The following is a 24,098-nucleotide window of genomic DNA, read 5'->3' as shown; positions in this document are numbered from 1 at the left end:
TTCTCCCCGTCGCCTCAATAAAGGATCGATCGCTCGGTGGCGGGATCGAAAAGCTGTGCATTCGTCAGATCCGCCACCAGTTCGACGGGATCGCCGATCTTCGCCCTGAAACGCGGTGAGACGCGCGCGACGAGGTTTCGCCCGCCGGAGACGAGGTTGAGATGCACCTCCGATCCCATCGGCTCCGCCAGTTCCACCGTCGCCCGGAAGGGTGCGACATTGGCGGCGTCGATATCCGCCGGGGCGAATTCGTGGAAGTTTTCCGGGCGGATGCCGAGAACGATGTCCTTTCCTTCATAGGGGAGCAGGCGCGCGGTATCGATGCCTGCCGGCAGAGGCAGGGAAGCGCCGTCGAACAGGGCGGTGAAGCGGTCGCCGTCGCGGCGCAGCGTTACCGGCAGCATGTTCATCTGCGGCGCGCCGATGAAGCCCGCGACGAACATGTTGATCGGCCGGTCGTAGAGGTTTTGCGGCGTATCCACTTGCTGGATATGGCCATCTTTCATCACCACGATGCGGTCCGCCATGGTCATGGCTTCCACCTGATCGTGGGTGACGTAAATGAAGGTGGCGTCCAGCCGCTTGTGCAATTTGGAGATTTCCGACCGCATCGTTCCGCGCAGCTTGGCGTCGAGATTGGAAAGCGGCTCATCGAGCAGAAAGACTTCCGGATTGCGCACCATGGCGCGGCCAAGCGCGACACGCTGGCGCTGGCCGCCGGAAAGCGCTTTCGGCTTTCGGTTCAAGAGATGGCCGATGTCGAGAATTTTCGCCGCATCCTTGACCTTGGTGTCGATGAGATGGCGCGGCGCCTTTCTGAGTTCCAGACCGAAGGCCATGTTCTTGTAGACCGTCATATGCGGGTAAAGCGCATAGTTCTGGAACACCATGGCGATGTCGCGGTCCTTGGAGGGCACATCGTTCATCAGGTCCTCGCCGATGCGCAACTCACCGCCGGAGATTTCCTCCAGCCCGGCGATCATCCTGAGCGTCGTGGATTTTCCGCACCCGGAAGGGCCGACCAGAATGATGAATTCCTTGTCGGCAATATCCAGATCGATATCGTGAACGACCTTGAGCGCGCCGAAGGTCTTGTTGAGTTTTTTCAGGGAAATGCTAGCCATCTGTGCCTCGCGCTCACCAATAGGAAGACCAGTTGCGCGAAAGCCGGATCAGCGCTTCCAGATAATAATAATCGCCCCAGGAGACGCACTCATCGACGCCTTCGCCCCGGCAGGTGTTGTGGGGCGTCTTCTTGGAATAGGTGCCGTGCAGAAGCTGCCCGTTGGAGATCGCGGGATCGCGAACCGAATAGACATCGGCGAGGCTTTTCACCATGCGCCTTGCCAGGTCGCGATATTCCGCGGCCTTTTCCGGCGTTTCCAGCTCCGCCATTTCCAGGAGGCCGCAGGCGACGATGGCCGCCGCCGAGCTGTCGCGCGGTTCGCCATCGCCATCCGCAAAAATCAGGTCCCAATAGGGTACGAGATCATCGGGCAGGCGTTTAAGATAGAAGGCGAGAAGCCGCTCGAAGGTGTCGCGATAGGCGGGCAGACGCTCATAACGATAGGAAATGGCCATGCCGGCGATACCCCAGGCCTGTCCACGGGCCCAGTAACTCTCGTCGCTGTAACCCTGCTTGGTCACACCGCGCACCGGCGCGCCGGTCTCCGGGTCCATGTAAAATGTATGATAGGTGGAATCGTCCGGCCGGACGGAATGGGCAAGTGTGGTGCGGGCATGGGCAAGCGCCACGGTGCGGTAGTCTTCCCGGCCCGTTTCACGGCTCGCCCAATAAAGCAGCGGCAGGTTCAAAAGGCAGTCGATAATGTAGCGATATTCGTTGGGATTGTCCCTGCGGCCCCAGGCCTGGATGAATTGCCCGACCGGCTGGAACCGTTCCATCAACTGGTCCGCCGCCATCAGCGCCGCGCGCCTTCCATCCTCGTCTCCCACCAGTTTCCATGCTGCGATGCAGGAGGGCGAATAGAGAAAACCCATATCGTGATGGTCGGTCTCGATGCGGCTTTCGATACGGTGCAGGAAACTCTGCACCTGTATTTGCGCCGCATGCTGAAAGGTCCTGTCGCCGGTATGTTCGAAGGCGAGCCATATCTGGCCGGGCCAGAAACCGGCGGTCCACTGGTCGTTTGCCACTGCGGGGTAAAAATTCTTCACGCTCGAATGGTTCTGCGCGGCATAGGTGAACTCAGGCAGATTGCGCCTGACCTGCGCGACGGCGGCCGTCAGCGCTACGTCGATTTCCGCTGCGGTGATCGGGGTTGGAAGGGACGTGGTCAAATCGAGCATGAAATCAACCCTTGAGGCCGGTGGAGGCGACGCCTTCGACGAAGAAGCGCTGCAATGCCAGGAAAACGACGAGAACCGGGATGAGCGCCACGACCGAGGCGGCCATGATCAACCCGTATTCCGCCGAATATTGCGAAATGAACATGCGAAGACCGATCTGGATGGTCTTCAGCTCGGTCTTGGTGAGATAGATCATCGGCCCGAGAAAATCATTCCAGGTCGTGACGAAGGTGAAGATCGTCAAGGTGGAAAGCGCCGGTTTGGAAAGCGGCAGCATGATCTTCGCCCAGATCTGGTACTCGTTCATGCCGTCGATGCGCGCCGCCTCGCAAAGCTCGTTCGGGATCGACATGTAGAACTGCCGCATCAGGAAGACGCCGAAGGCGGTGAAGGCCTGCAGGAAAATCAGCGCGAGATGGGTGTTGTTGAGCCCGAATTCGCGCATCAGCAGAAACTGCGGCACCATATAGACCTGCCAGGGCATGGCGATGGTGGCGATATAGCCGAGAAACAACGTATTCTTGTAGGGAAAATGCAGCTTGGCGAAGGCATAGGCCGCGAAGCTTGAGGTCAGCAATTGCAGTAGCGTGACGATGATCGTCAGCTTCGACGTGTTGTAGATGAACAGCGCCAGCGGTATTTTCGTCCAGATTTCCACATAGTTTTCCCAACGGGGCCGAGAGGGTATCCACTCGATCGGGAACGCGAAGACATCGCGGCTGAGTTTCAGCGACGCCGACAGCATCCATGCGAAGGGCAAAAGCATGACGATGGTGACGACGATGACGGTCAGATAGATACCGATCGTGGCGGCGGGGATTTTGCGGCCCATGATGCGCATGGATCAATCCTCCCGCTGCCGTTTGAACTGGACGATGGTGACCAGCAGGACCAGGAAGAACAGGACGAGCGCGATCATGCTGGAATAGCCGAGATCCCAGGAGATGAAGGCCTCATTGTAGATGTGATAGACGAGAACCAGCGTCGAGGTGCCGGGGCCGCCCTGCGTGATCATATAGACCTGATCGAAAACCTTGAAGGACTGGATCGTCAGCATGACGGTGACGAAAAAGGTCGTCGGCGCAAGCTGTGGCAGGGTGACGTGGATGAATTTCTGCCAGGCATTGGCCCCATCCAGCCCTGCGGCTTCATAAAGCTCCGAATTGATGCCCTGCAGCCCGGCAAGATAGATGACCATGTAATAACCCATGCTCTTCCACACGCCGAAGAGAATGACCGTGACCATGGCCCAGTGCCGGTCCGCCGCCCATCCCGGTATGTCGGCGGGATCGAGGCCGAGCGTATAGAGCAGCATGTTGACCGGACCCATCTCCGGATTGAAAATCATGTTCCAGACGACGGCCACGGCAACCAGCGATGCGACATAGGGAAAGAACATGGCCGTGCGGAAGAAATTGCGACCGAGGATTTTCTGGTTGAGCAGGATCGCAAGCCCGAGTGCGCAGGCGAGCGTGGCCGGCACTGACGCGACTGTGTAGATGACCGTGTTCCAGAAGGCCGCGATGAAGGCCTTATCCTCGAAAAGCCGCCAGAAATTATCGAGACCGGCAAAACGCATGGCATTGGAGCCGTCCCAATGCATGAAGGCCAACGCAAAGGCAAAGAGGATCGGTCCGAGCGTGAAAATCGCAAAGCCGAGAAAGTTGGGAGCAATGAAGGAATAGGCGACGAGCGCATTTTCTATTCCGCGCCGCCGTTTGGAGACGATGCGGCGTTTTTTCCTGCGATACGGAGTCGCCTGCTTGTCGGACATGGTCGCGGTTGCGATTGCCACAGCATATCTCCCATTGCCGCCGTTTCACCGCTTAATCGGTGGCGGCTGCCTGCATGTTCCATTGCGGTCCAGGTCTTTGCCCTGCCGCCTCCCGCGCTCTGGATAACACAATATCGATATTGGTCAAACAACTTTGCATAAAGTCAGACAAATTTTCTGGTTTTTCGAAAATACGTATGATAGGAGGCCTGTATCGGATTGCGGAACGCGCGGGAGGTTTGAGGGCGTGTTTGTCGAAATGATGCGTTCTCTGCCAGAGCGGTTCGCCGATTTCGGCGCGGAACTGACGGCGCAGAAAATACGGTCTTCAGCGCCGGGCGCGGTTTCCCGTGGTCTCATCGAGGCGGCGGAGCAGACGCTTGACGAACCTTGGTCCACAATTCTGGCGGGCGACTACCGGGAATATAGCCGCACCGGCAATCGCGATCGTTTCGAGGCGCTTTATTTTTCCCGAAGACTGAAGCTGAACGCGCTGGTTCTTGGAGAATGCGCCGAAGGGCAGGGTCGCTTTCTCGATGTCATCATCGATGGTCTTTGGCTGATATGCGAGGAGAGCGGCTGGCAATTGCCCGCCCATAATTCCCATATTCGCGGCGGCCCGCGAGATTCTCTTCCCGATCCGCAGAACCCGGTGATCGACCTGTTCGCCGCCGAAACGGGCGCCAATCTCGCTTTGTGCCTGCATTTGCTGGCACCGGAACTGGAAAGAGCGAATGCAAACCTTGTTTCCCGCATCCGCGCCGAGATCGACAGACGCATTACGAAGCCCTATCTCGCCCGGCATTTCTGGTGGATGGGAAATGGCGACGAGCGGATGAACAACTGGACGGCCTGGATCACCCAAAACGTCCTTCTCTCGACCCTGCTATTGCCCACAGACCAGTCGACGAGGCGTGCGGTCGTGGAAAAGGCGCTCAAGAGTCTCGATGCGTTTCAGAAAGATTATGCGGAGGACGGCGCCTGCGAAGAGGGCGTTCTTTATTATGGCCATGCGGCGCTTTGCCTGTTCGGGGCGATGAGCATTCTCGAAGCCTCTGCGCCTGGCTTCATGGCGCCGCTCTTTCGTGCGCCGAAGCTGCGCAGCATGGCTGAATTCATTCTCCACATGCACGTGGCGGAAGACCGGTTCTTCAACTTCGCCGATGCGCCGGCGAAGGTCGAGACATCCGGCGTGCGGGAATATCTTTTCGGCAAGGCCGTTTCTTCGCTACCGCTTCAGGCTTTCGCTACCGCCTGCTGGAACCGCTCACCGGACCGGATGATCTGCAGGGAGTGGAACCTCTGGTATCGGATCCAGGCGGTCCTTGCCATCCCGGAGTTGTCCGCGCCTGTTCCAGCGGAACCGGCAAAGATCGATATCGCCTATCCCGGTATCGGCCTGGCGATCATGCGCGACGGGGTTTTCGATATCGCCGTGAAGGCGGGCAATAATGGCGAGAGCCATAACCACAACGATGTCGGCAGTTTCACGCTTTATAAGAACGGCCGGCCGTTCATCATCGATGTCGGGGTGGAAACCTACACCGCAAAAACCTTCTCGCCGCAGCGCTACGAGATATGGACGATGCAATCGGCCTTTCACAATCTGCCGACTTTCGGCGGCGTCATGCAGGCTGCCGGGGCAGAGTTTGCCGCGAGAGATTTTGCGACCGAATTTTCCGAAGAGCAGGCGGAAGTCTCCTTTGACATAGCCGGGGCCTATCCCGCCATGGCGCGTGTTGAACACTATCGTCGCCGCGTCCGATTGCTGCGTGGCAGCCATGTGGAAGTCGTTGACGACTATCACGGCGGGCAGGAGGCGGTTCTGTCGCTGATGGTTGCCGAAAAGCCCGCTGTCACGCCGGGTGTCCTGAACTTTGCGGGGTTGGGAGAGATAGCCTGCGAAGGCGCGGGAGAGCCCGCAATCGAAGCCATAACAATCAACGATGCCCGCCTTCGCCAGTCCTGGCCGCCGGTGATCTATCGCATTCTCATCCCCATCGCAGCCCAGCGCCTGTGTCTGACGATCAGTTAAGGAAGTGCCGATGAAACTTACACTCAAGGTCGTCAATGCGCTGGGTGATGTTCTGGCGGAGGCCGGAGCGGAGGACGAAGCTCTGCTCGTCTATCGCGCGGAATATTGCGAGGGCGACAGGCTTGTCGTTGAGATTTCGCAGCCCGGTCATATCTGGCTTGCGCTCGACGCCGGCATGCAGCCGACGCTGGTTTTCCTGCACGGAAATGAATTCACCCTGCCCATTCCTTCGGCGGCGAAACGCAAATCCTATCCGCCGCAGGCGTTCAGCGGTAATCTTCACAGGATCGCCGCGCGCCGCACACTTGCCGGTGAAATTGGAGTTCGCAGGAATCTGGCGCTCAACCCGTTTGACGATCATGAGAACACCTCGCTGTTTCCGCACGTTTATGCGAGCACGGAAACGCGTGGGGAGGCGGCCTTCGCAGCCCGCAATGTTATCGATGGTGAAAAGGCGAGCGCGGGCCACGGCTTCTGGCCCTATACAAGCTGGGGCATCAACCGCGATCCCGAAGCTTCGCTGACCCTCGTATTCGGCCGCGCAGTCTTTATCGACCAGCTGACTTTTTACCTGCGGGCGGACTTCCCACACGATGCCTGGTGGGAAAAAGCGAGCGTCACTTTTTCCGACGGCGAAAGTGCGAGCTTTTCCTTGCAGAAAACCGGTGCGGCCCAAACCTTCCCGGTTGTGCCGCGCCGGGTGGAGTGGATCCGTCTGCATGATCTTAAAAAAGCGGACGACCCTTCGCCCTTTCCAGCGCTGACGCAAATCGAGGTCTGGGGGGCGGATCTGCGCGAAACGCCGTAGCTCCTGATCGAGCCTTTCAGAGCACAAAGCTACGACCCCGGTTTGCTGGAAATCCTTTAGCTGTGTGCGATGCCGCGCAGGTCGCGCATCATGTCGCGGTAGCGGTGCTGGCTGCCGCGCAGATGCGCCTGCATCGCCAGCTTCGCGGCCTGTTCGTTCCGGTCCGATATGGCGATGACGATTGCCTCGTGCTCCTTGTGGATCAATCGCCGGTAAGCTGTCTGGTCGTTCTCGCCGGTTTCGGAAACCACGCGCGATTGTGGAATCACGGTCTGGCCGTGCAGTTCGAGGAACTGTGTGAAAAGCGGATTGTTGGTGGCGGCCGCAATGGCGAGATGCAGCGCCAGATCCGCCTCACGAATGGAGCGGTTCTCCTCGATACATTGCAGAAGCCGGGCGTGACAGTCGAAAATCGCTTCCTCCTGCGATGGCGAACGGCGGAGGGCGGCGAGCCCCGCCGCTTCGATTTCGAGCGGCGTCCTGATTTCCAGCACCTCCAGATCGGAAGAAAGCCGGGCGCGGTCAACACCGGGTGTGGGTGACGCGTCCTTTTCATGCTTCAGTACGAAAATGCCCGCTCCCTGACGCACCTCCACCAGCCCGTCGCAGCGTAGCGCCGTCACCGCCTCGCGCACGACGGTGCGGCTGACGCCATGGGTTTCCGTCATCTCGATCTCGCTGGGCAGGCGGTCGCCAGGCCCATATTGCCCGGAGGCAATCGCGTTTCTCAGGCTGAGGCTAACTCTGCTCACCAGAGAACCGGAGGATTTGCTGCGCTGTTTTTGCTGTTCAGGCACGTCGGTCACCATGCATTGAGATCGAGGCAGGCGTGGAGCCTTTCAAATATGTATGATGAATTTCATTAAAACTCAATGATCATACCAATTTTACCCGCCTTCATGCAGAGTAGGCGCAGAATGGTACTAAAAATCTTCCCGATTCTGACCGGAGACACTAGGCCGGGCCAGTAAACTGTTCCGTGGAAACTGCATGCAACGCCCTGCCGGTCCTGAAAAAGCTCTCGATATTGCCGATCGTGGTGTCCGCGATATTTTTTAGCGCCTCCTGCGTGAAGAAGCCCTGATGACCGGTGACCAGAACATTTGGAAAGGTCAGCAGTCGCGCGAAAACATCGTCGCGCAGCACCTCGTTGGAAAGATCCTCGAAAAAGAGATCGGCCTCTTCTTCATAGACATCGATGCCGAGACTGCCGATCGTGCCGTCTTTCAGGCCTGCAATTGCCGCCTGCGTGTCGATGATGGCGCCGCGGCTGGTATTGACGAGCATCACGCCCTTTTTCAGAAGTGGCAGCGTCTCTCCACGAATAAGGTGACGGGTCTCCGGTGTGAGCGGGCACATCAGCGCCAGAATGTCCGATGTTCGGAACAGCTCCTCGCGCGTGACGTAGACCATGCCCAGCGCCTCGCAATCCGGATTTGGCCGTAGATCGTGGCCGACGAGACGGCAGCCGAAGCCGGCCGCAATGCGCGCGAAAATCGCCCCGATCTTGCCCGTGCCGACAATGCCGACGGTCTTCCCGTGAAGATCGAAGCCAAGCAGGCCATCGAGGGCGAAGTTTCCTTCGCGGACACGGTTATAGGCGCGGTGGATCTTGCGGTTGAGCGACAGGATGAGCGCCATGGTGTGTTCGGCGACCGCATAGGGCGAATAGGCCGGCACGCGCGCAACGGTCAGGCCGAGCTTTTCGGCGGCGGCGAGATCGACCTGATTGAAACCGGCGCAGCGCAGGGCGATGAGCCGGACACCCATTTCCGCAAGTTTTTCAAGCACCGGCCGCGACAGGTCGTCATTAACAAAGGCGCAGATCGCCGCCGCTCCCGCCGCCAGCGCCACTGTCTCTGGAGACAGACGTGCTTCGCAATATTGCATCCGCATGCCAGCGTGGGCTGCAGCGTCAAGGAATTGCCTGTCATAGGGTTTGGCGCTGTAGACCACGATCCGCATCTGTTTCTCCAGTCTCCAAACGAAAGCTGCCGTGACAGGGCGATGCGTCCGGCAGATATCTTAGCTGCGAAGACCCGGTGCCTCCTGTCCCGTGCTTTCGACATATTCGGTATAGCCGCCGCCATATTGGTGGATACCGTCAGGCGTCAGTTCCAGCACCCGGTTCGAAAGTGCGGCCAGGAAATGGCGGTCGTGCGAAACGAACAGCATCGTGCCTTCGTAATTTGACAGAGCCTTGATCAGCATTTCCTTGGTGTCGAGATCGAGATGGTTGGTCGGCTCGTCCAGCACGAGGAAGTTCGGGGGATCGAACAGCATGGCGGCCATGACGAGGCGGGCCTTTTCTCCGCCGGAAAGAACACGGCAACGTTTTTCCACGTCGTCGCCGGAAAAGCCGAAACAGCCGGCAAGGGCGCGCAGCGGCGCCTGCCCCGCCTTCGGAAAACGCTCCTCCAGCCATTCGAGTATGGTGCTGTCGCCATCAAGCACATCCATGGCATGCTGGGCGAAATAGCCGAGCTTGACGCTGGCGCCGAGGGTGACATTGCCGGAATCCGGTTCCGCCGTGCGGGTCACCAGCTTCAGCAGCGTCGATTTTCCAGCGCCGTTGACGCCCATGATGCACCAGCGTTCCTTGCGCCGCACCATGAAATCGAGCTCGCCGTAGATCGTGCGGCTGCCATAGGCCTTGTTGACCTTCTTCAACGCCACGACATCCTCGCCTGAGCGAGGAGCGGGTGCAAATTCGAAAGCAACCGTCTGACGCCGTTTTGGCGGCTCGACGCGGTCAATCTTCTCGAGTTTCTTCACACGGCTCTGCACCTGCGAGGCGTGCGAAGCGCGGGCCTTGAAGCGTTCGATGAACTTGATTTCCTTGGCGAGCATAGCCTGCTGGCGCTCGAACTGCGCCTGCTGCTGCTTTTCGTTCTGCGCGCGCTGCTGCTCGTAAAAGCCGTAGTCACCGGAATAGGTGGTGAGATTGCCGGCATCGATTTCGATGATCTTGGTGACGATGCGGTTCATGAATTCGCGGTCATGCGAGGTCATAAGCAGCGCGCCGTCGTAGTTCTTCAGGAAATCTTCGAGCCAGATCAGGCTTTCGAGATCGAGATGGTTCGACGGTTCGTCGAGCAGCATCACGTCAGGGCGCATGAGAAGAATACGGGCAAGCGCCACGCGCATCTTCCAGCCGCCGGAAAGCTTGGAAACATCGCCGTCCATCATTTCCTGGCTGAAGCTCAAGCCATCCAACACCTCACGCGCACGGCCTTCCAACGCGTAGCCGTCCAGTTCCTCATAACGCGCCTGCACTTCGCCGTAACGTTCGATGATAGTGTCCATCTCGTCCATCCGGTCGGGGTCAGACATGGCGGCTTCCAGTTCCCGAAGCTCCGCCGCCACTTCGCTGACGGGGCCTGCGCCTTCCATGACTTCCGCGACGGCCGAGCGGCCGGACATTTCACCGACATCCTGATCGAAATAACCGACCGTCATGCCCTTTTCAACGACGACCTGGCCCTCGTCGGGCTGCTCTTCGCCGGTAATCATCCGGAACAGCGTGGTCTTGCCGGCGCCGTTCGGGCCGACAAGGCCGATCTTCTCGCCGCGATTGAGCGCGGCGGAGGCCTCGATATAGAGAATGCGGTGACTGTTCGACTTGCTGATGTTTTCGATGCGGATCATGACAGGGCCTGTGAATGGGAGCGGCCCTCCTATGCCACGGGCCGCCGCCGCTGTCACCTGCCGGACGTGTTGTGTCAGTCATGCAGCCAACAAGACGCTCCAGAGCTGCAACTCCGGAAACAGAATCAGTTGGTGAGCGTGGCCATGCTGCCGGCAGCCTTGCGGGCGATTTCGCCAAAGGCTGTGACGATCTGCTCCATGTTTTCCGGCGCGTAATAATTGTCAGCGCTCGATGCACAATATTGCAACAGCGACTTGCCCCTGTCCGGCGCCATGAAGGCGACGCTGAAAATCTTGATCCCGTCTTTCTTGGCGGTCTCGCAGGTAGTGCGTACCGACTGGTCGATGCTGGAGTTCCACGAGGCGCTGTTGCCCGTCATTTCGCCGTCGGTCATGAGAACAATGTAGCGCTCGAACGATTCACTGCCTTTGTCTTTATGTGCTTTCGCTTCGGTGGTGTTGGATTTTTTAAGGGCGTTATAGGCGGCGTTCAGGCTGCTGCGGGCATCCGTGCCGCCGGTGGGGAATTCCGGGATTTGCTTGTCAACGTAGCTGACAACGCTGCCCGTACCCCAGCTTATGGGCTGGGCCGCATAGGTCTCATGCGTATAGACCGAGGCGCCTGTTCGGACGAGCTCTGAACCGCCGTTAGCCGTGTAGGTCGGGTCAGCCTTGTTCAATGTTGCGACGAGGAACCCAACGGCCGTTTTGAGCGAGGTGGCCTTGTTGATGTAGCAAGGGCTGGATGTGGCCCTCGCTTCGCTGCTACCCCAATTGTCTGCCGTATAAACCGGGCACGATTTTTTTGCGGTATTGATGGTATCCGTCTTGAATGACATCGAACCGGAACGGTCAAGTGCCAGATACATGGAGATCGGTGCGCCCTTGTTGACGGTGCTTTTTGCAGTGCCGGTTACCGAAAGATCGAGCGTTTTTGCGCCAATGAATCCCAGCAGCGGATTGAGTTCTATCCGACGGTTGATCGTGGTCTCGACGGTGTAGGTCTTGCCGCGGGCATTCTCCGTTGTCGCAATGCTGGTCGGAGAATTCTGCTCCAGTTCCTTTTTCTCTTCCTCGGTCAGGTTCTTTTCCATCTGGGCGGCGATGAAGTTCTTGGCGATTTCCTTGATCTGCTCGTCCGTCAGATCGCCCATTTTCAAACGGGCCTCGGTCGCCGCCGCAAGGGCCGCCGAATCGGCGGTATTCTGCATATCCGCTTTCACCTGCATCACATTCGCCAACTCCATGCCGGCGCCGGCAAAACCCAGCAGGACCGGCAGCAGGATGGCCGTCATCATGCCGAAATTGCCGCCGGTATCGGCAAGAAAACGGCGCTTGGGTTTTTGATGTGCAGAGGCGGTCATGACGGGCTCACAGATTAGAATATTCGACTGAGCACAGAAAAGCCGCAAACGATGTAAAATCCGCTAACGTGATCGGTTCAATTTTACACAGTGTTCACATTGGAGCAGTTTTCGAAGTATTTTCAAGAATTGTCTGACGCGATGGCCGCAATAATACACATCGTGTCATTATTGGACGGGGATGACGTCGACGGCCTGTTTTATTTGCTGGTTCCCATAGCTCTTCAAGACGCCGATGACCGGGGCGACATCAGAATAGTCCCGGCCGTAACCGACAACGATATGGTCGCTTCCGGCGACGATATCGTTGGTGGGATCGAGTTCCAGATAACCGGCTGCTTCTCCGCACCAGACGCGAACCCAGGCATGCATTGCATCGGCGCCTTCAAGCCGTTCCTTTCCCGGTGGCGGAATGGTGCGCAGGAAACCGCTGACATAACCGGCGGGAATGCCGAGGCTGCGCAGCGCCATGATCATGATATGCGAAAAGTCCTGGCACACGCCGCGCTTCAGCTTGAAGGCTTCCGATGGCGTCGTATCGACGGTCGTCGCCTCGCCGTCATAGGTAAAGTCCTTGTGGATGCGTTTGCACAGCGCGCGCGCGATTTCGCGAATGGTCATTCCGGGTTTCAGCAATTCCCGGGCATAGGCGGATATTGCCGCATCCATTCCGATCCTCGGGCTCGCACCGATGAAGTGGTGCGGCGACTGGAAATCGAGCGACCAGACATCGGCCAGATCCTGCGGCAGGCGGGAAAGCTCGGGCGAGAAATCCGCCGTCAGCGCCGGCGCCTCCACTATCACGCGGGCCTGCATGCGGATATCCAGCTTTTCATGCGGCGCGCGCAGATGCACTGACGTGGCCGATTGATGAAAGAAGTCCTCGAAGGTGGCACGTTCTTCCGGCACCGGCGAAACATCGATGGAGCCGGCGACAAGCCGCTGCCGGCCGGGGATGGAGAGCGGCAGGACGCGGATGATGTGGCGCGCGCCGTGGGCCGGCGTGTCGTAGGTGTAACCCATATGCAGGGAAAGATCGTAAAGCATAGGATTATCCGAGATAGGTCCGGGCCAGAACATCGGAGAGATGTTCCATGTCGGTTTCGAGCTGGCGATAGATCGCGCCGTTCATGTTTTCCGGCGTCATGACCGCGAGCCCGGAATGCAGACGCATCGCCTCGCGGTAGAAGGGCGACATCTGACCGTTGACGAAGGCGTTCGGAAGCTGTTCCACTTCGGTGCGGATCTCGTTCAGCTGGAACAGGATCGAGCGGGGATTGAGCGGGTCGAGCGCCAGAAGATCGGTCACGGTCAGGCCGGCCGTGTTGACGTTGTAGCGGCGGCGATGAGTCATGACGCTGTCGCCGATTTCAAGCAGCATGTCATAGGAGCCGTCAGGCGCATCCGGGCCGGTCATATGGCCGAGAAGACGCGTCATATGCAGGCCGCGTTCCAGGTAACGGCCGATCGACAGGAAACGCCAGCCGGTGAAGCGATACATGTTTTCGTGCACGAGACCGGCAAAGCCTGCAAGCTTGCGCAAAAGGATCGTCATGGCATGGGTAGCGTCGTCGCCGGGGGCCACTTTCGCGTGGAAACGGCGGGCGGTCTTGGCAAGGTCGTTCAGCGCCAGCCACCCGTCAGGCGAAAAGCGGTCGCGGATATTGCTGGCGGAATAAAGCGCGCTGTTGATGTTGTTCAGCAGGCTTTCCGGCACGGCATCGTTCATCTCCACATCGAGCGTTTCTAGATAGCGTGTCACATGCGCGAGCAGCGGCTGGCGCGGATCGGCGGATTCGGCATAACGCCCGTGCCAGGCGCGCAGGATGCGCAGGGCGCCTTCCGAACGCTCGATATAACGCCCGAGCCAGAACAGATTGTCGGCTGCGCGGCTCGGCAGGCTGCCCGGCATGTTGCGGGTGAAGCTCTCTTCCGCCGGCAGAAGCGTGGTGCGCTCCACAGGTCTGTCGCTGACGATCCAGACATCGGCGGCGCTGCCGCCCGATTGCATGGCGATGGCGGAGACATCGTCACCGCTGCCGATCCGTGCGAAGCCGCCCGGCATGATCTGCCAGCCGTCCTGGGTGCGCGCAGCAAAAACGCGAAGGCTCATCGGGCGCGGCACGAGCTTGTTATTGATATAGGCCGGGGTGGTTGAAAGCTTCACCACTTCCTGGCCCACCAGCCTGTGGCCGTCGGAGGTAAGCCAGTCGCTGATCGATTCCTTTGCAGTTTCTCTCAGGGAAGAGCCGAGCACGGACTGGCCGTTGTCGTCGAAGAAAGGAAGCCGGGAATAGGCAGGCCCGATGACCATGCCTTCGATATTGCCGGCGACGTGACGGCGTTCGGCTTCCTGTCCGCACCACCAGGTGGCGATGGATGGCAGTTTCAGTTCCTCGCCCAGAATGTGGCGGCAGATACGCGGCATGAAGGCGAGCAGCGCCCGGGTTTCGAGAATGCCGCTACCGAGCGCATTGACGACGGTGAGCGCTTCATTGCGCAGCGCCTGCACCATGCCCGGCGTGCCGATGTGGGAGTGCTGGTTGAGTTCCAGAGGGTCGGAATAGGAGGCGTCGAGACGTCGCCACAGCACGCCGATCGGTTTTAGCCCGGCCACGGTTCTGACCATGACTCGACCGTTGACGACGGTGAGGTCCTCGCCCTCCAGCAACATGAAGCCGAGATAACGGGCGATATAGGCGTGTTCGAAATAGGTTTCGTTGGCGGGACCGGGCGTCAGCACGGCGATCCGGTCATCGGGGTGCTTTCTTTGCGCCTGCAGCGCGTCGCGGAAAGCACCGAAAAACGAGGCGAGACGGTGGACATGGGTTTCCGCATAGATATCGGAAAGCGCGCGAGTGGTCGCCACCCGGTTTTCGAGAGCAAAACCGGCGCCGGACGGTGCCTGCGTGCGGTCAGCCAGTACCCACCAGTTGCCGTCAGGTCCGCGGCCGATCTCGAAGGAACAGAAATGCAGATAGTGGCCGGTTGCCGGTTTCACGCCGACCATAGGCCTTAGAAATTCCGGATTGGAGGCAATCAGCGCTGGCGGCACGTAACCTTCCTTCACCAGCCGGTTCTCGCCGTAAAAATCGGCAACCATGGCTTCCAGAAGATTGGCGCGCTGTTTCAGCCCCTCGGAAAGTACCGTCCATTCCCTGTCGTCGATCAGGACCGGAATATGCGAGATCGGCCAGTTTCTTTCGCTGCTGCCCTTGCCGTAGTCGCGGTAGAACACGCCGGCGTCGCGCAGATAGCGGTCGGTGCGGGCAAAGCGTTCGTGCAATTCCCGTTCCGACATGCGCGACAGGGCGTCGAGCAGGGTCTTCCAGACCGGCCTGACCTTGCCATTGGTATCGAGCATTTCGTCGGCAACGCCCGGCAAGGGGGAATATTCAAGCCCACGCGGTTGCGCGCCTGTTTCCGTCTTGCGTTCCGTTGCCGGGGCTTTGGACAATTTACACTCCGTAAGGCCGACGCAGATCGAGCGTCAGCGGAAATTCTGGCGACATGGTTTCCGCTTGTAGCGGATATTGCCCGGCCGTATGCCCCCATGGTTCGAAACGGGCGAGGCGGCGTGCCTCGGCCTCATTGCCGTTGACGGGAAACGTCTCGTAATTGCGCCCGCCCGGATGAGCAACATGATAGATGCATCCGCCGATCGATCGCCTCGACCATGTATCATAAATGTCAAAGGTCAAGGGTGAATTGACGGGCAGGACGGGATGCAGGCCGGAGGAGGGCTGCCACGCCTTGAAGCGCACGCCGGCCACCGCGACACCGCGGTTTTCCGTTGGTGTCATCGGCACAGCGCGTCCGTTGCAGGCGACGGTGTAACGGGAAGGGTTGGAGGTTTCCAGCCGCACCTGCAGGCGCTCCACGGAGCTGTCGACAAAACGCACGGTTCCGCCGATGGCACCCTGTTCGCCCATCACATGCCAGGGCTCCAGCGCCTGGCGCAGCTCAAGCTTCGCACCCTCGTATTCCACCTCGCCGAAGAAGGGGAAACGGAATTCCTGCTGGGCGGTGAACCATTCCGGCTTGAGGTCGAAACCGTTTTCTCTGAGGTCCGCAAGCACATCGAGAAAATCCGCCCAGATATAATGCGGCAGCATGAAGCGGTCGGCGAGCGCCGTACCCCAGCGCACGAATTTGCCGGCGGCCGGATTTTTCCAGAAACGGGCGATGAGGGCGCGCACCAGCAATTGCTGGGCAAGCGACATGCGCGCGTTCGGCGGCATTTCGAAACCGCGGAATTCCACAAGGCCGAGGCGCCCGGTCGGCCCGTCGGGTGAAAACAGCTTGTCGATGCAGATTTCGGCCCGGTGGGTGTTACCCGTCACATCCGTCAGCAGATTGCGGAACAGCCGGTCGACCAGCCATGGCAGAGGCGGAACGCCCTCACCGGGGGCAGGCACCTGCGCCAGCGCAATTTCCAGTTCGTAGAGACTGTCGTGGCGGGCTTCGTCGATACGCGGCGCCTGGCTTGTCGGGCCGATGAAGAGACCTGAGAAGAGATAGGATAGCGAGGGATGCCGCTGCCAGTGCAGAACGAGGCTTTTGAGAAGATCGGGCCGGCGCAGGAAGGGGCTGTCATTGGGGTTGGCGCCGCCCACGACCACATGGTTGCCGCCGCCGGTGCCGGTGTGGCGGCCGTCGATCATGAACTTGTCGGCGCCGAGACGCGACTGGCGCGCCTCCTCATAAACAGCCGTGGTGATATCAACGCAATCCTTCCAGCCCGCCGCGGGGTGGATGTTGACCTCGATGACGCCGGGATCGGGTGCGACGCGGATGACATTGACGCGCTCGTCATGCGGCGGTGCATAACCCTCGATATGGACGGGCAGTCCAAGCTCTGTGGCAGCCGCTTCCGCTGCCGCGATCAGTTCGAGATAATCCTCGATGCGCTCGACCGGCGGCATGAAGACGCAAAGCCTTCCGTCACGCGGTTCCACTGACATGGCGGTGCGCACCGCGCCGCCGATTTCACCAAGCGTCTGCTCTATGCGCTCCTGCCCGGCCACTTCGCTTGCCTGGAACGAGGCTTCGGGCATAGCGCGACCGTAGGGCGTCAAGACATCGGGAAGCGGCCCCCTGGGTATAGAAGGGTCGGCCTCATGGATATAAGGGTAGGCCGACGGCGGCACATAGGGCAGGGTGCCGAGCGGCAGGCGGTAACCGACCGGGCTGTCGCCCGGAACGAGAAAAATCTTGCCGCGCCGCGTCTTCCATTTTTCGCTGATCCAGCGTTCGCCGGCGGCGCGCGCATTCCATGCCTGTACCGGCAGGATGTAGCCGGTGGGCGTCGTCAAACCGCGTTCGAAGACGCGGGCGATACGGTTGCGCTCTTCCGGATCCTTCAGTCTGGAATTGGACGGGTCGACATTGTCGGGCAGGCTGCCTTCCTTGATGATCCATTCGGCCGGATCCTCATAGGCTGGCAGCACCAGATCAGGCTCAATGCCGAGCTGGGTGGCTATACCACCCAATAGCTTCTGTGCATCTTCGGCCTTGACGCCCGTATCTGCGCCTTCCTCCGCAATCAGGGCCGGGTTCTGCCAGATCGGCAGGCCGTCCTTGCGCCAGTAGAGCGAAAAGGTCCAGCGCGGCAGGGTTTCGCCCGGATACCATTTCCCCTGTCCGTAATGCAGAAAACCGCCCGGTGCGAAACGCTCACGCAGGCGGCGGATCAGGGCGTCGGCCTTTTCACGCTTTGTCGGCCCGACTGCGCCGGTGTTCCATTCGTCGGATTCGAAATCGTCGATGGAAACGAAGGTCGGCTCGCCGCCCATGGTCAGCCGGACGTCATGGCTGTTCAGAACGCCGTCGACCGCTTCACCGAGCGCGTTGAGCTCCTCCCAGCTTTCATCCGAAAAGGGTTTGGTGATACGCGGTGTCTCGGCAACACGCCGGACCTGCATGTCGAAGGCGAATTCGGTATTGGCGTGGCCGAAATAACCGCCGGAAATCGGTGCGGCATTGCGATAATGCGGCGTTGCGGCCAGCGGAATATGGCTTTCACCTGTCAGAAGCCCGGAGGTCGGGTCAAGCCCGATCCAGCCGGCGCCGGGCATATAGACCTCGGCCCAGGCGTGAAGATCGGTGAAGTCCACTTCGGTGCCGGATGGGCCATCCAGCGCCTTGAGATCGGGAGTGAGCTGAATGAGATATCCCGACACGAAGCGGGCGGCGAGGCCAAGATGCCGCAGAACCTGCACGAGCAGCCAGCTCGTATCGCGGCAGGAGCCCTTGCCGGAAGCGAGCGTTTCCTCAGGCGTCTGGACGCCGGGTTCCATGCGGATGACGTAACCGATCTCCTGTTGCAGGCGGGCATTGAGGCCAACGACCATGTCCACAGTCGGTTGCCCCGGCGTGCGGTCGACAGTGGCCATGAAGGCGGCAAGCAGCGGGCCTGTCGGTTCCGGCTTCATGTAGATGGAGAGATCGTCCCGCAATTCCTGCGGATAATCGAACGGCCACTTTGTCGCCTCTTCCTCCACAAAGAAATCGAACGGATTGTAAACCGTCATATCGGCGACAAGATCGACCTCGATCTTAAATTCCGTCGCCGGCTCGGGAAAAACGAAGCGGGCGAGGTAATTGCCGTAAGGATCTTGCTGAAGGTTCACGAAGTGATTGGAGGGCGAAACCTTGAGCGAATGGCTGATGACACGGGTTCTGGAGTGCGAGGCGGGCTTTAATCTTATGATCTGTGGTCCAAGGCGAACAGGATTGTCGTATTTATAATGCGTCAGATGATAGATGCTCGCTTTGATCGCCATTAATCTGCCTTGCCCGGTTTTCCGGCTTATGCGGTTTGTCCGCCCCTCTGAAATTATCCGGATTTTGTGCAATGCAGGAAAAGAAAGCAAGGATCATTTCCGGGGGCGACAGCATTGTTGGGTTAAGCCGCGATATTTGCCCGTGGGAAGAATTATCTGGGCTTTTCAATCATCGCAGCTGAGATTTCGCCGGGATTGTGGACAAGGTTGAACGGCGTGTTATTGCTTGGCAACGAAAGGCGCAGAATCGCGCCCCGCTTTCTTTGCCGACTGACGTTTCGGAATGGAATGAATGGCAACAACGGTGACCGACGATCAGCGCAAAAGCGCGGCTAATCTTTCGGGTTTCGATCTCGATTTTCCCGCGCAACTGCGCATGATGGGGCGCGCCTTCTGGACCTCGCCGGTGCGTAATCGGCTGATCTTGCTGTCGATGGCGTTGCTCACGGTAATATTGCTCACCGCTTACGGCCAGATCAGGCTCAATGAATGGAACGCGCCGTTTTACAATGCGCTGGAGCGGCGCGATCTTGCCGCCTTCATTCACCAGCTGGAGGTCTTCGCCATCATCGGGGGGGCGTTGCTTCTCCTCAACGTCATCCAGACCTGGCTGAACCAGATGACGGCGCTGAACATGCGCGAAGGTCTTGCCAAGGATATGGTGGATCAATGGCTGAAACCCGGGCGCGCCGCCCGTCTTGCCGGTTTCGGCACGATTGCGATCAACCCCGACCAGCGCCTGCATGACGATGTCCGCAATCTCGCTGAAAGCAGTACGGCTCTTTCCATCGGGCTCGTCAATGCGACGATCCTGCTCATCAGCTTTATCGGCGTCCTCTGGTCGCTCTCGGCGGGCTTTGCTGTCACCATCGGCGGCGATACCTATGCTATCCCCGGCTACATGGTCTGGGCGGCGATATTTTACGCTGGTTCAGCCTCCCTGCTCAGCAATCTCGTCGGTTATCGGCTCGTTGGACTGAATGCCGAGCGTTACTCCAAAGAGGCGGAGCTTCGCTTCTCGCTGATGCGGGCCAGCGAAAATCTTGCCGCGATTGCCCTTGCGCGCGGTGAAAAGAACGAAAGGCGGCGGATCGGTATCGATGTTGATGCGGTGATTGGCGTCATTCGAGGGCTGGCGATGGCCCTGACAAATCTAACATGGGTTTCGGCGGGATATGGCTGGCTGGCGGTGGTGGCGCCGATTCTGATCGCAGCTCCCGTTTATTTTTCCGGCAATCTGACATTCGGCGGGTTGATGATGGCCGTGGGTGCGTTCAACCAGGTCAACACGGCGCTGCGCTGGTACATCGACAATTTCGGACCGATTGCCAGCTGGAAGGCCACGTTACAGCGCGTTTCGGTGTTCCGTAACGCCCTTATCGAGATGGACAGCGTCGAACAGCACGGCTTGGCGATCGATCTGCAACGCAGCGCGGAGAATGAAAAAATCCGCCTCCAGTCGGTGGTGATCTGTCGTGATGCGGGCGGACAGGATTTGGATCGCGGCTTCCAGCTGCGCGAGAGCGAAGTCACGATCGGGCCGGGCGAACGACTGATGATCAATGGCGAGCAGGGCGTGAACCGAAGGCTGCTGTTTGCGGCCATGGCGGGCCTGTGGCCCTGGGGACAGGGCAGGATAGAGATGCCCGAACAGTCCGACACGCTTTTCATCGCCCAGCACGGCTATCTGCCGGCGGGGTCGCTGCGTGAAATCCTCGCCTATCCGCGCGCTCCCCAGCGTTTTGCCGATGCCGATTATATCTCGGCGCTCGCTGCCTGCGGGCTTGGCGAGATGGCGCCTCGTCTCGACGAAAACATTCGCTGGGATAAAAAACTGGATTCAGACGAGCAGGCCAGCATCCGGGTTGCAAACGCCCTGCTGCTGAAGCCGAAATTCCTCGTTATCGATGATTTGCTCGAAGGGTTGGAAAAACAGACGCAGGATACGCTGGCGGAAGTTCTGAACGGGATCGACAGTGCGGCGATCATCTATATCGGCCGCTCCGAAACATTTCTGTCGGTTCTCGCCCCGGCCGTGGCGCATCTCGACCATACCGCGCAGAGGGAAAATATCTCCCCGGCAGACAGCGCTCCGCTATAGGCCGTCGGGCTGTGGAGCTGTTCGGAGCGGGCTAGAGCCGAAGATGCCATTGATCCGAAGCGAGCCGCGGCTGTTTGACAAGGCTTAGGGTGGTGTCCGGCTCCACCTGCGAACGCAGGGCAAATGTGCCGGTCGCCAGGCTGATGGCGACGACGCTGGTGACCACCAGGACAATACGGTCGTAGCGCTGCTGTATTGCGTTGTTTCCACTCCAGTCATAGGCCATTCGCACGCCCTCGCGTTTTTTGGAATCGTGCCTCATCATGGTTAACCGAAGCTTACGACGGCTCTATGATTCCTTGCTGTTTTGGAAGGGCTGCCGCGACAAATCGGCTATTGGCGGATGGGGTGCGGTTGTTTAAGTCCGGCAGCGGGAGGCTTGTGAAAGGACTTTGAGACATGGACCAGCAACCGCCCGCCGATATGGAACTCACGCTCAGAACGCTTGCGATGCCCGCCGATGCCAACCCGGCCGGCGATATTTTCGGCGGCTGGGTCATGTCGCAGATGGACCTTGCCGCTTTCGTCCGCGCCAATGATGTGGCCGGCGGCCGCACTGTTACCGTCGCAGTCAATGAGATCGTCTTCAAGAAGCCGGTCAAGATCGGCGATACATTGTGTGTCTATACCAAAATCGAAAAGATCGGCCGTACCTCCGTCACATTGAAGATCGAGGCCTGGACCCGCAGGCACTATCAGGATTCACGCGAAAAGGTGACGGAGGCCGTCTTCATCATGGTCGCGGTGGACGACAACGGCGATCCGCGTCCTGTCCGCAAGGAGGCGTGAGGCGGCCTCAGCTTTTTTTTCAAAGCAATTCCGAAGCGCCTGCAAAAGACTGGAAGCATAGGCGTTTCGGATTTTTCGCAATTCGATATCCGTCCGCTCAATACTTTAGAAATATCCAATTTATTTATCAATTTTTGCGATCAAGATGTGGAATAGGACGGGGATCAGGCTTTGACCATTCCAGGTGTTGTTATTGTCGGCGGCGCTCACGGCACGCTCGCCCTTGCGCGCAGCCTCGGCGCCCTGAATGTGCCTGTCTATTATCTCACCCATGATTCACCGTTGCCAGGCTGGTCGCGCTTCGTGCGGGAAACAATCCGCTGGGATGGCCCGCACGACGCCGGCGCAATGGAGTTCCTGCGTCAGATGGCGGCGAAACGTGGTTTGAAGGGCTGTCTGCTGGTGCCATCCGGTGACGGAGAGGTCCAGCTCGTTGCACAGCATCGTGAGGAGCTTTCCGCTCTTTACAAGATCGTTTTGCCGGATTGGACGGCCCTGCAATGGCTCTGCGAAAAACCGCTGCTTTATCAGCGCGCCGCAGAACTCGGCGTCGATATTCCGCGAACCTATGCACTGGCATCGGCCGCTGACATCGATACGCTGGACATAATGTTTCCCGTCATTCTCAAGCCGAATATGGGCGGTGGCGATACCACCATCGCCCGGGCAAAAGTCATTTGCGCCGATGACCGCCATGCTTTGAAAGCTGCTTTTGCCGATGCGAGTGAAGAGATTGGCGTCGGCAATGTCGTCGTACAGGAACGCATTCCAGGTGGGGGAGAAAGCCAGTTCTCCTACGCGGCGCTCTGGCTGAACGGAGAGCCGGTAGCGGAATTCACTGCCCGGCGCGTCCGGCAATATCCTGTCGATTTCGGCTATACCAGCACCCGCGTCGAGGTCGTCGACAACGGGAAAGCGGTGGAGGCGGCCCGAAAAATACTGAAATCGGCCGGCCATAGCGGGCTGGTCGAGGCGGAATTCAAGCTCGATCACCGGGACGGGAAACTCAAGCTTCTCGATGTCAATCCGCGCCCATGGTCATGGTTTGGCCTTTGCTCGGCGGCGGGCGTCGACCTTGGCGCCCTGCTATGGCGGGTCGCCAACGGTGAGCCGGTCGGTCCGCTCGGCGATGCGCGGCAGGGTGTTTCCTGGTCCTATCTTGTCCGCGACGTCGTTGCCGCTTTCACATTGGCCCGGAGGGGGCAGGCGAAAATTGGTGACTACCTTGCTTCTCTGGGCAAGATCCGCAGCTGGGCCGCCTTTGCGCCTAAGGATCCCTTGCCGGGCCTGATCGACCTGCCGCTGACGGTCTCGAGAGTCGTGAGAAAACGCCTTCTTCCCGGCCTGACATCAGGACAATCGCGGAGAAATTTCTTTCAGCCGATAAAACGCCTTGTGAAATATGGAGTCATAAGGGCGGGGCTGGAGGTGAGTTCTCTCCCGGCCCTCCGTTCGGCATTTCCGTCTTTTGCGGGGCGCGGCGTGATCTTTACGCTTCATCATGTGCGCCCCGGTGGGGTTGTTTCGGCTTTCGCACCCAATGTGCAATTGTCCGTCACGCCGCAGTTTCTGGAAGAGGCGATACAGGCCGCACTCGAATGCGGTCTTGTTCCGGTCCATCTGCACGATCTGCCGGCTCTCCTTGCCGATAATTACGAGGGCCGGTCCTTCTGCGCCTTCACGCTTGATGACGGCTATCGAAACAATGCCGACTATGCCGCACCGATCTTCCGTAAATATGCCGTTCCCTACACGATTTTCATCACGCCGGGTTTTGTGGAGCGAACACGCAGCCTCTGGTGGGAAACCGCTGCCGCCTTGACGCAGAAAGCCGCGTCTTTCGAATTCGATTTCGGGGCGGGGCCGGAACAGGTAGCGTGCGCCAGCCCTTCACAGAAAGCTAAGGCATTCACGCGGCTTGAAGATTTCGTCCAGAATTTTTCGGAAGACGAGGCGGTGGAAAGGATCGATCGTGTCGCGAGGCAGCATGGCGTCGATCCCATCGCGATCGTGGACGAACTTGTCATGGATGAAGACGAGCTCAAGGCGCTGGCGCAGGACCCTCTGGTGCATTTCGGCGCACATACCGTGACGCATGTGAATATGCGCAAGGTCGATGCGACGCGTCTGGCTTATGAGATCGCGGAATCGACGCGCCGGGTGGAAGCTTATGTCGACCGCCGGCCACAGTCCTTTTCTTATCCCTATGGCTGGGTTAAGGCCGTGGGAGAACGGGAAGCGAAAGCGGTTCACGACGCAGGATTTTCCGCAGCCGTGACCACGCAGGCTGGCGTTATCGATCCCCGTTGCCTTGAAAAACCGACGCAGCTGCCGCGTGTATCGCTGAATGGTCGCTTTCAGAAAAAGCGTTTCGTCAAGGCGCTCATTTCAGGTCTGCCCTTCCGGTTCATCTAGCGACCTTGTTCGTTCGCCATCTCTCGGCCGTCTTGCCAGATGTTTCTGCGGCTCGTGTTGGGCGTTCTC

Annotated in this window: 17 protein-coding genes; 5 read left to right on the top strand and 12 right to left on the bottom strand. The window is 59.2% G+C overall.

The annotated features are described in order from the left end of the window. Window positions 1-14 precede the first annotated feature (14 nt). Genes ugpC through AGR1_RS27590 form a run of 4 tightly spaced genes read right to left on the bottom strand, consistent with a single transcriptional unit; the run spans window position 15 to window position 4,105 of the window. Window positions 15-1,124, bottom strand: a complete 1,110-nt coding sequence (ugpC, locus tag AGR1_RS27605) for a sn-glycerol-3-phosphate ABC transporter ATP-binding protein UgpC (protein WP_149149089.1) — start codon at window positions 1,122-1,124, stop codon at window positions 15-17. A 13-nt stretch (window positions 1,125-1,137) separates the two neighbouring features. Next, on the bottom strand, window positions 1,138-2,310 hold the full coding sequence (locus AGR1_RS27600; protein WP_080794568.1) for a glycoside hydrolase family 88 protein: 1,173 nt from the start codon (window positions 2,308-2,310) through the stop codon (window positions 1,138-1,140). Window positions 2,311-2,314: 4 nt separating this feature from the next. Continuing rightward, window positions 2,315-3,151, bottom strand: coding sequence for a carbohydrate ABC transporter permease (locus tag AGR1_RS27595; protein WP_149149088.1), 837 nt, complete (start codon window positions 3,149-3,151; stop codon window positions 2,315-2,317). 3 nt (window positions 3,152-3,154) lie between these two features. Then, window positions 3,155-4,105 (bottom strand): sugar ABC transporter permease, encoded by a 951-nt coding sequence (locus AGR1_RS27590; RefSeq protein ID WP_149149087.1) that lies wholly within the window; start codon window positions 4,103-4,105, stop codon window positions 3,155-3,157. A gap of 226 nt (window positions 4,106-4,331) precedes the next feature. Here AGR1_RS27590 and AGR1_RS27585 point away from each other — a divergent pair, with 226 nt between their 5' ends. Then, window positions 4,332-6,119 (top strand): heparinase II/III family protein, encoded by a 1,788-nt coding sequence (locus AGR1_RS27585; protein WP_149149086.1) that lies wholly within the window; start codon window positions 4,332-4,334, stop codon window positions 6,117-6,119. 10 nt (window positions 6,120-6,129) lie between these two features. Then, window positions 6,130-6,927 (top strand): carbohydrate-binding protein, encoded by a 798-nt coding sequence (locus AGR1_RS27580; RefSeq protein ID WP_149149085.1) that lies wholly within the window; start codon window positions 6,130-6,132, stop codon window positions 6,925-6,927. A 56-nt stretch (window positions 6,928-6,983) separates the two neighbouring features. Here AGR1_RS27580 and AGR1_RS27575 read toward each other — a convergent pair whose 3' ends face one another. The 7 genes from AGR1_RS27575 to AGR1_RS27545 all read right to left on the bottom strand — a co-directional run bounded on the left by AGR1_RS27575 (window position 6,984) and on the right by AGR1_RS27545 (window position 18,724). Continuing rightward, entirely contained in the window at window positions 6,984-7,736 is a 753-nt protein-coding gene (locus AGR1_RS27575) for a FadR/GntR family transcriptional regulator (RefSeq protein ID WP_149149084.1), read from the bottom strand. Between the two features lie 145 nt (window positions 7,737-7,881). Continuing rightward, window positions 7,882-8,892 carry a 2-hydroxyacid dehydrogenase gene (locus AGR1_RS27570; RefSeq protein ID WP_149149083.1) on the bottom strand — a complete coding sequence of 337 codons (1,011 nt, stop codon included), beginning with the start codon at window positions 8,890-8,892 and terminating at the stop codon, window positions 7,882-7,884. 60 nt (window positions 8,893-8,952) lie between these two features. Further along, window positions 8,953-10,575 (bottom strand): ABC-F family ATP-binding cassette domain-containing protein, encoded by a 1,623-nt coding sequence (locus AGR1_RS27565; RefSeq protein WP_149149082.1) that lies wholly within the window; start codon window positions 10,573-10,575, stop codon window positions 8,953-8,955. 125 nt (window positions 10,576-10,700) lie between these two features. Beyond that, window positions 10,701-11,939, bottom strand: a complete 1,239-nt coding sequence (locus tag AGR1_RS27560) for a TadE/TadG family type IV pilus assembly protein (RefSeq protein WP_149149081.1) — start codon at window positions 11,937-11,939, stop codon at window positions 10,701-10,703. Window positions 11,940-12,107: 168 nt separating this feature from the next. Beyond that, window positions 12,108-12,986: a transglutaminase family protein gene (locus tag AGR1_RS27555; RefSeq protein WP_149149080.1), complete on the bottom strand. Its 879-nt coding sequence runs from the start codon at window positions 12,984-12,986 to the stop codon at window positions 12,108-12,110. Between the two features lie 4 nt (window positions 12,987-12,990). Then, window positions 12,991-15,396, bottom strand: coding sequence for a circularly permuted type 2 ATP-grasp protein (locus AGR1_RS27550; protein ID WP_149149079.1), 2,406 nt, complete (start codon window positions 15,394-15,396; stop codon window positions 12,991-12,993). Window position 15,397: 1 nt separating this feature from the next. Further along, complete coding sequence (locus AGR1_RS27545; protein ID WP_149149078.1) at window positions 15,398-18,724, bottom strand: transglutaminase family protein; 3,327 nt, start codon at window positions 18,722-18,724, stop codon at window positions 15,398-15,400. Between the two features lie 292 nt (window positions 18,725-19,016). Between AGR1_RS27545 and AGR1_RS27535 the strand changes: the two genes are divergently transcribed. Continuing rightward, window positions 19,017-20,825: an ABC transporter ATP-binding protein/permease gene (locus AGR1_RS27535; RefSeq protein WP_080794548.1), complete on the top strand. Its 1,809-nt coding sequence runs from the start codon at window positions 19,017-19,019 to the stop codon at window positions 20,823-20,825. A 31-nt stretch (window positions 20,826-20,856) separates the two neighbouring features. Here AGR1_RS27535 and AGR1_RS27530 read toward each other — a convergent pair whose 3' ends face one another. Then, window positions 20,857-21,090, bottom strand: coding sequence for a hypothetical protein (locus tag AGR1_RS27530; RefSeq protein ID WP_080794547.1), 234 nt, complete (start codon window positions 21,088-21,090; stop codon window positions 20,857-20,859). Between the two features lie 134 nt (window positions 21,091-21,224). On the opposite strand from AGR1_RS27530, the gene AGR1_RS27525 reads away from it, so the two are divergent. Together AGR1_RS27525 and AGR1_RS27520 are read left to right on the top strand one after the other, a co-directional pair. Continuing rightward, window positions 21,225-21,614 (top strand): acyl-CoA thioesterase, encoded by a 390-nt coding sequence (locus AGR1_RS27525; protein WP_035260778.1) that lies wholly within the window; start codon window positions 21,225-21,227, stop codon window positions 21,612-21,614. Between the two features lie 171 nt (window positions 21,615-21,785). Then, entirely contained in the window at window positions 21,786-24,029 is a 2,244-nt protein-coding gene (locus tag AGR1_RS27520; protein WP_149149077.1) for a polysaccharide deacetylase family protein, read from the top strand. The last annotated feature ends 69 nt before the right edge of the window (window positions 24,030-24,098 follow it).

This window comes from Agrobacterium sp. B1(2019) (assembly GCF_008274755.1).
In the GTDB taxonomy this organism is placed as follows: domain Bacteria; phylum Pseudomonadota; class Alphaproteobacteria; order Rhizobiales; family Rhizobiaceae; genus Agrobacterium; species Agrobacterium salinitolerans.
Note: the sequence above shows the minus strand (reverse complement) of the source record. Positions and strands in the feature narration are given on the sequence as shown.

What these genes read in the sequence shown, in the direction of transcription:
- AGR1_RS27560 (WP_149149081.1), bottom strand. Translation starts at nt 11,939, where the DNA reads ATGACCGCCTCTGCACATCAAAAACCCAAGCGCCGTTTTCTTGCCGAT.
- AGR1_RS27555 (WP_149149080.1), bottom strand. Translation starts at nt 12,986, where the DNA reads ATGCTTTACGATCTTTCCCTGCATATGGGTTACACCTACGACACGCCG.
- AGR1_RS27595 (WP_149149088.1), bottom strand. Translation starts at nt 3,151, where the DNA reads ATGCGCATCATGGGCCGCAAAATCCCCGCCGCCACGATCGGTATCTAT.
- AGR1_RS27580 (WP_149149085.1), top strand. Translation starts at nt 6,130, where the DNA reads ATGAAACTTACACTCAAGGTCGTCAATGCGCTGGGTGATGTTCTGGCG.
- AGR1_RS27535 (WP_080794548.1), top strand. Translation starts at nt 19,017, where the DNA reads ATGGCAACAACGGTGACCGACGATCAGCGCAAAAGCGCGGCTAATCTT.
- ugpC (WP_149149089.1), bottom strand. Translation starts at nt 1,124, where the DNA reads ATGGCTAGCATTTCCCTGAAAAAACTCAACAAGACCTTCGGCGCGCTC.
- AGR1_RS27530 (WP_080794547.1), bottom strand. Translation starts at nt 21,090, where the DNA reads ATGATGAGGCACGATTCCAAAAAACGCGAGGGCGTGCGAATGGCCTAT.
- AGR1_RS27545 (WP_149149078.1), bottom strand. Translation starts at nt 18,724, where the DNA reads ATGGCGATCAAAGCGAGCATCTATCATCTGACGCATTATAAATACGAC.
- AGR1_RS27565 (WP_149149082.1), bottom strand. Translation starts at nt 10,575, where the DNA reads ATGATCCGCATCGAAAACATCAGCAAGTCGAACAGTCACCGCATTCTC.
- AGR1_RS27525 (WP_035260778.1), top strand. Translation starts at nt 21,225, where the DNA reads ATGGACCAGCAACCGCCCGCCGATATGGAACTCACGCTCAGAACGCTT.
- AGR1_RS27570 (WP_149149083.1), bottom strand. Translation starts at nt 8,892, where the DNA reads ATGCGGATCGTGGTCTACAGCGCCAAACCCTATGACAGGCAATTCCTT.
- AGR1_RS27575 (WP_149149084.1), bottom strand. Translation starts at nt 7,736, where the DNA reads ATGGTGACCGACGTGCCTGAACAGCAAAAACAGCGCAGCAAATCCTCC.
- AGR1_RS27600 (WP_080794568.1), bottom strand. Translation starts at nt 2,310, where the DNA reads ATGCTCGATTTGACCACGTCCCTTCCAACCCCGATCACCGCAGCGGAA.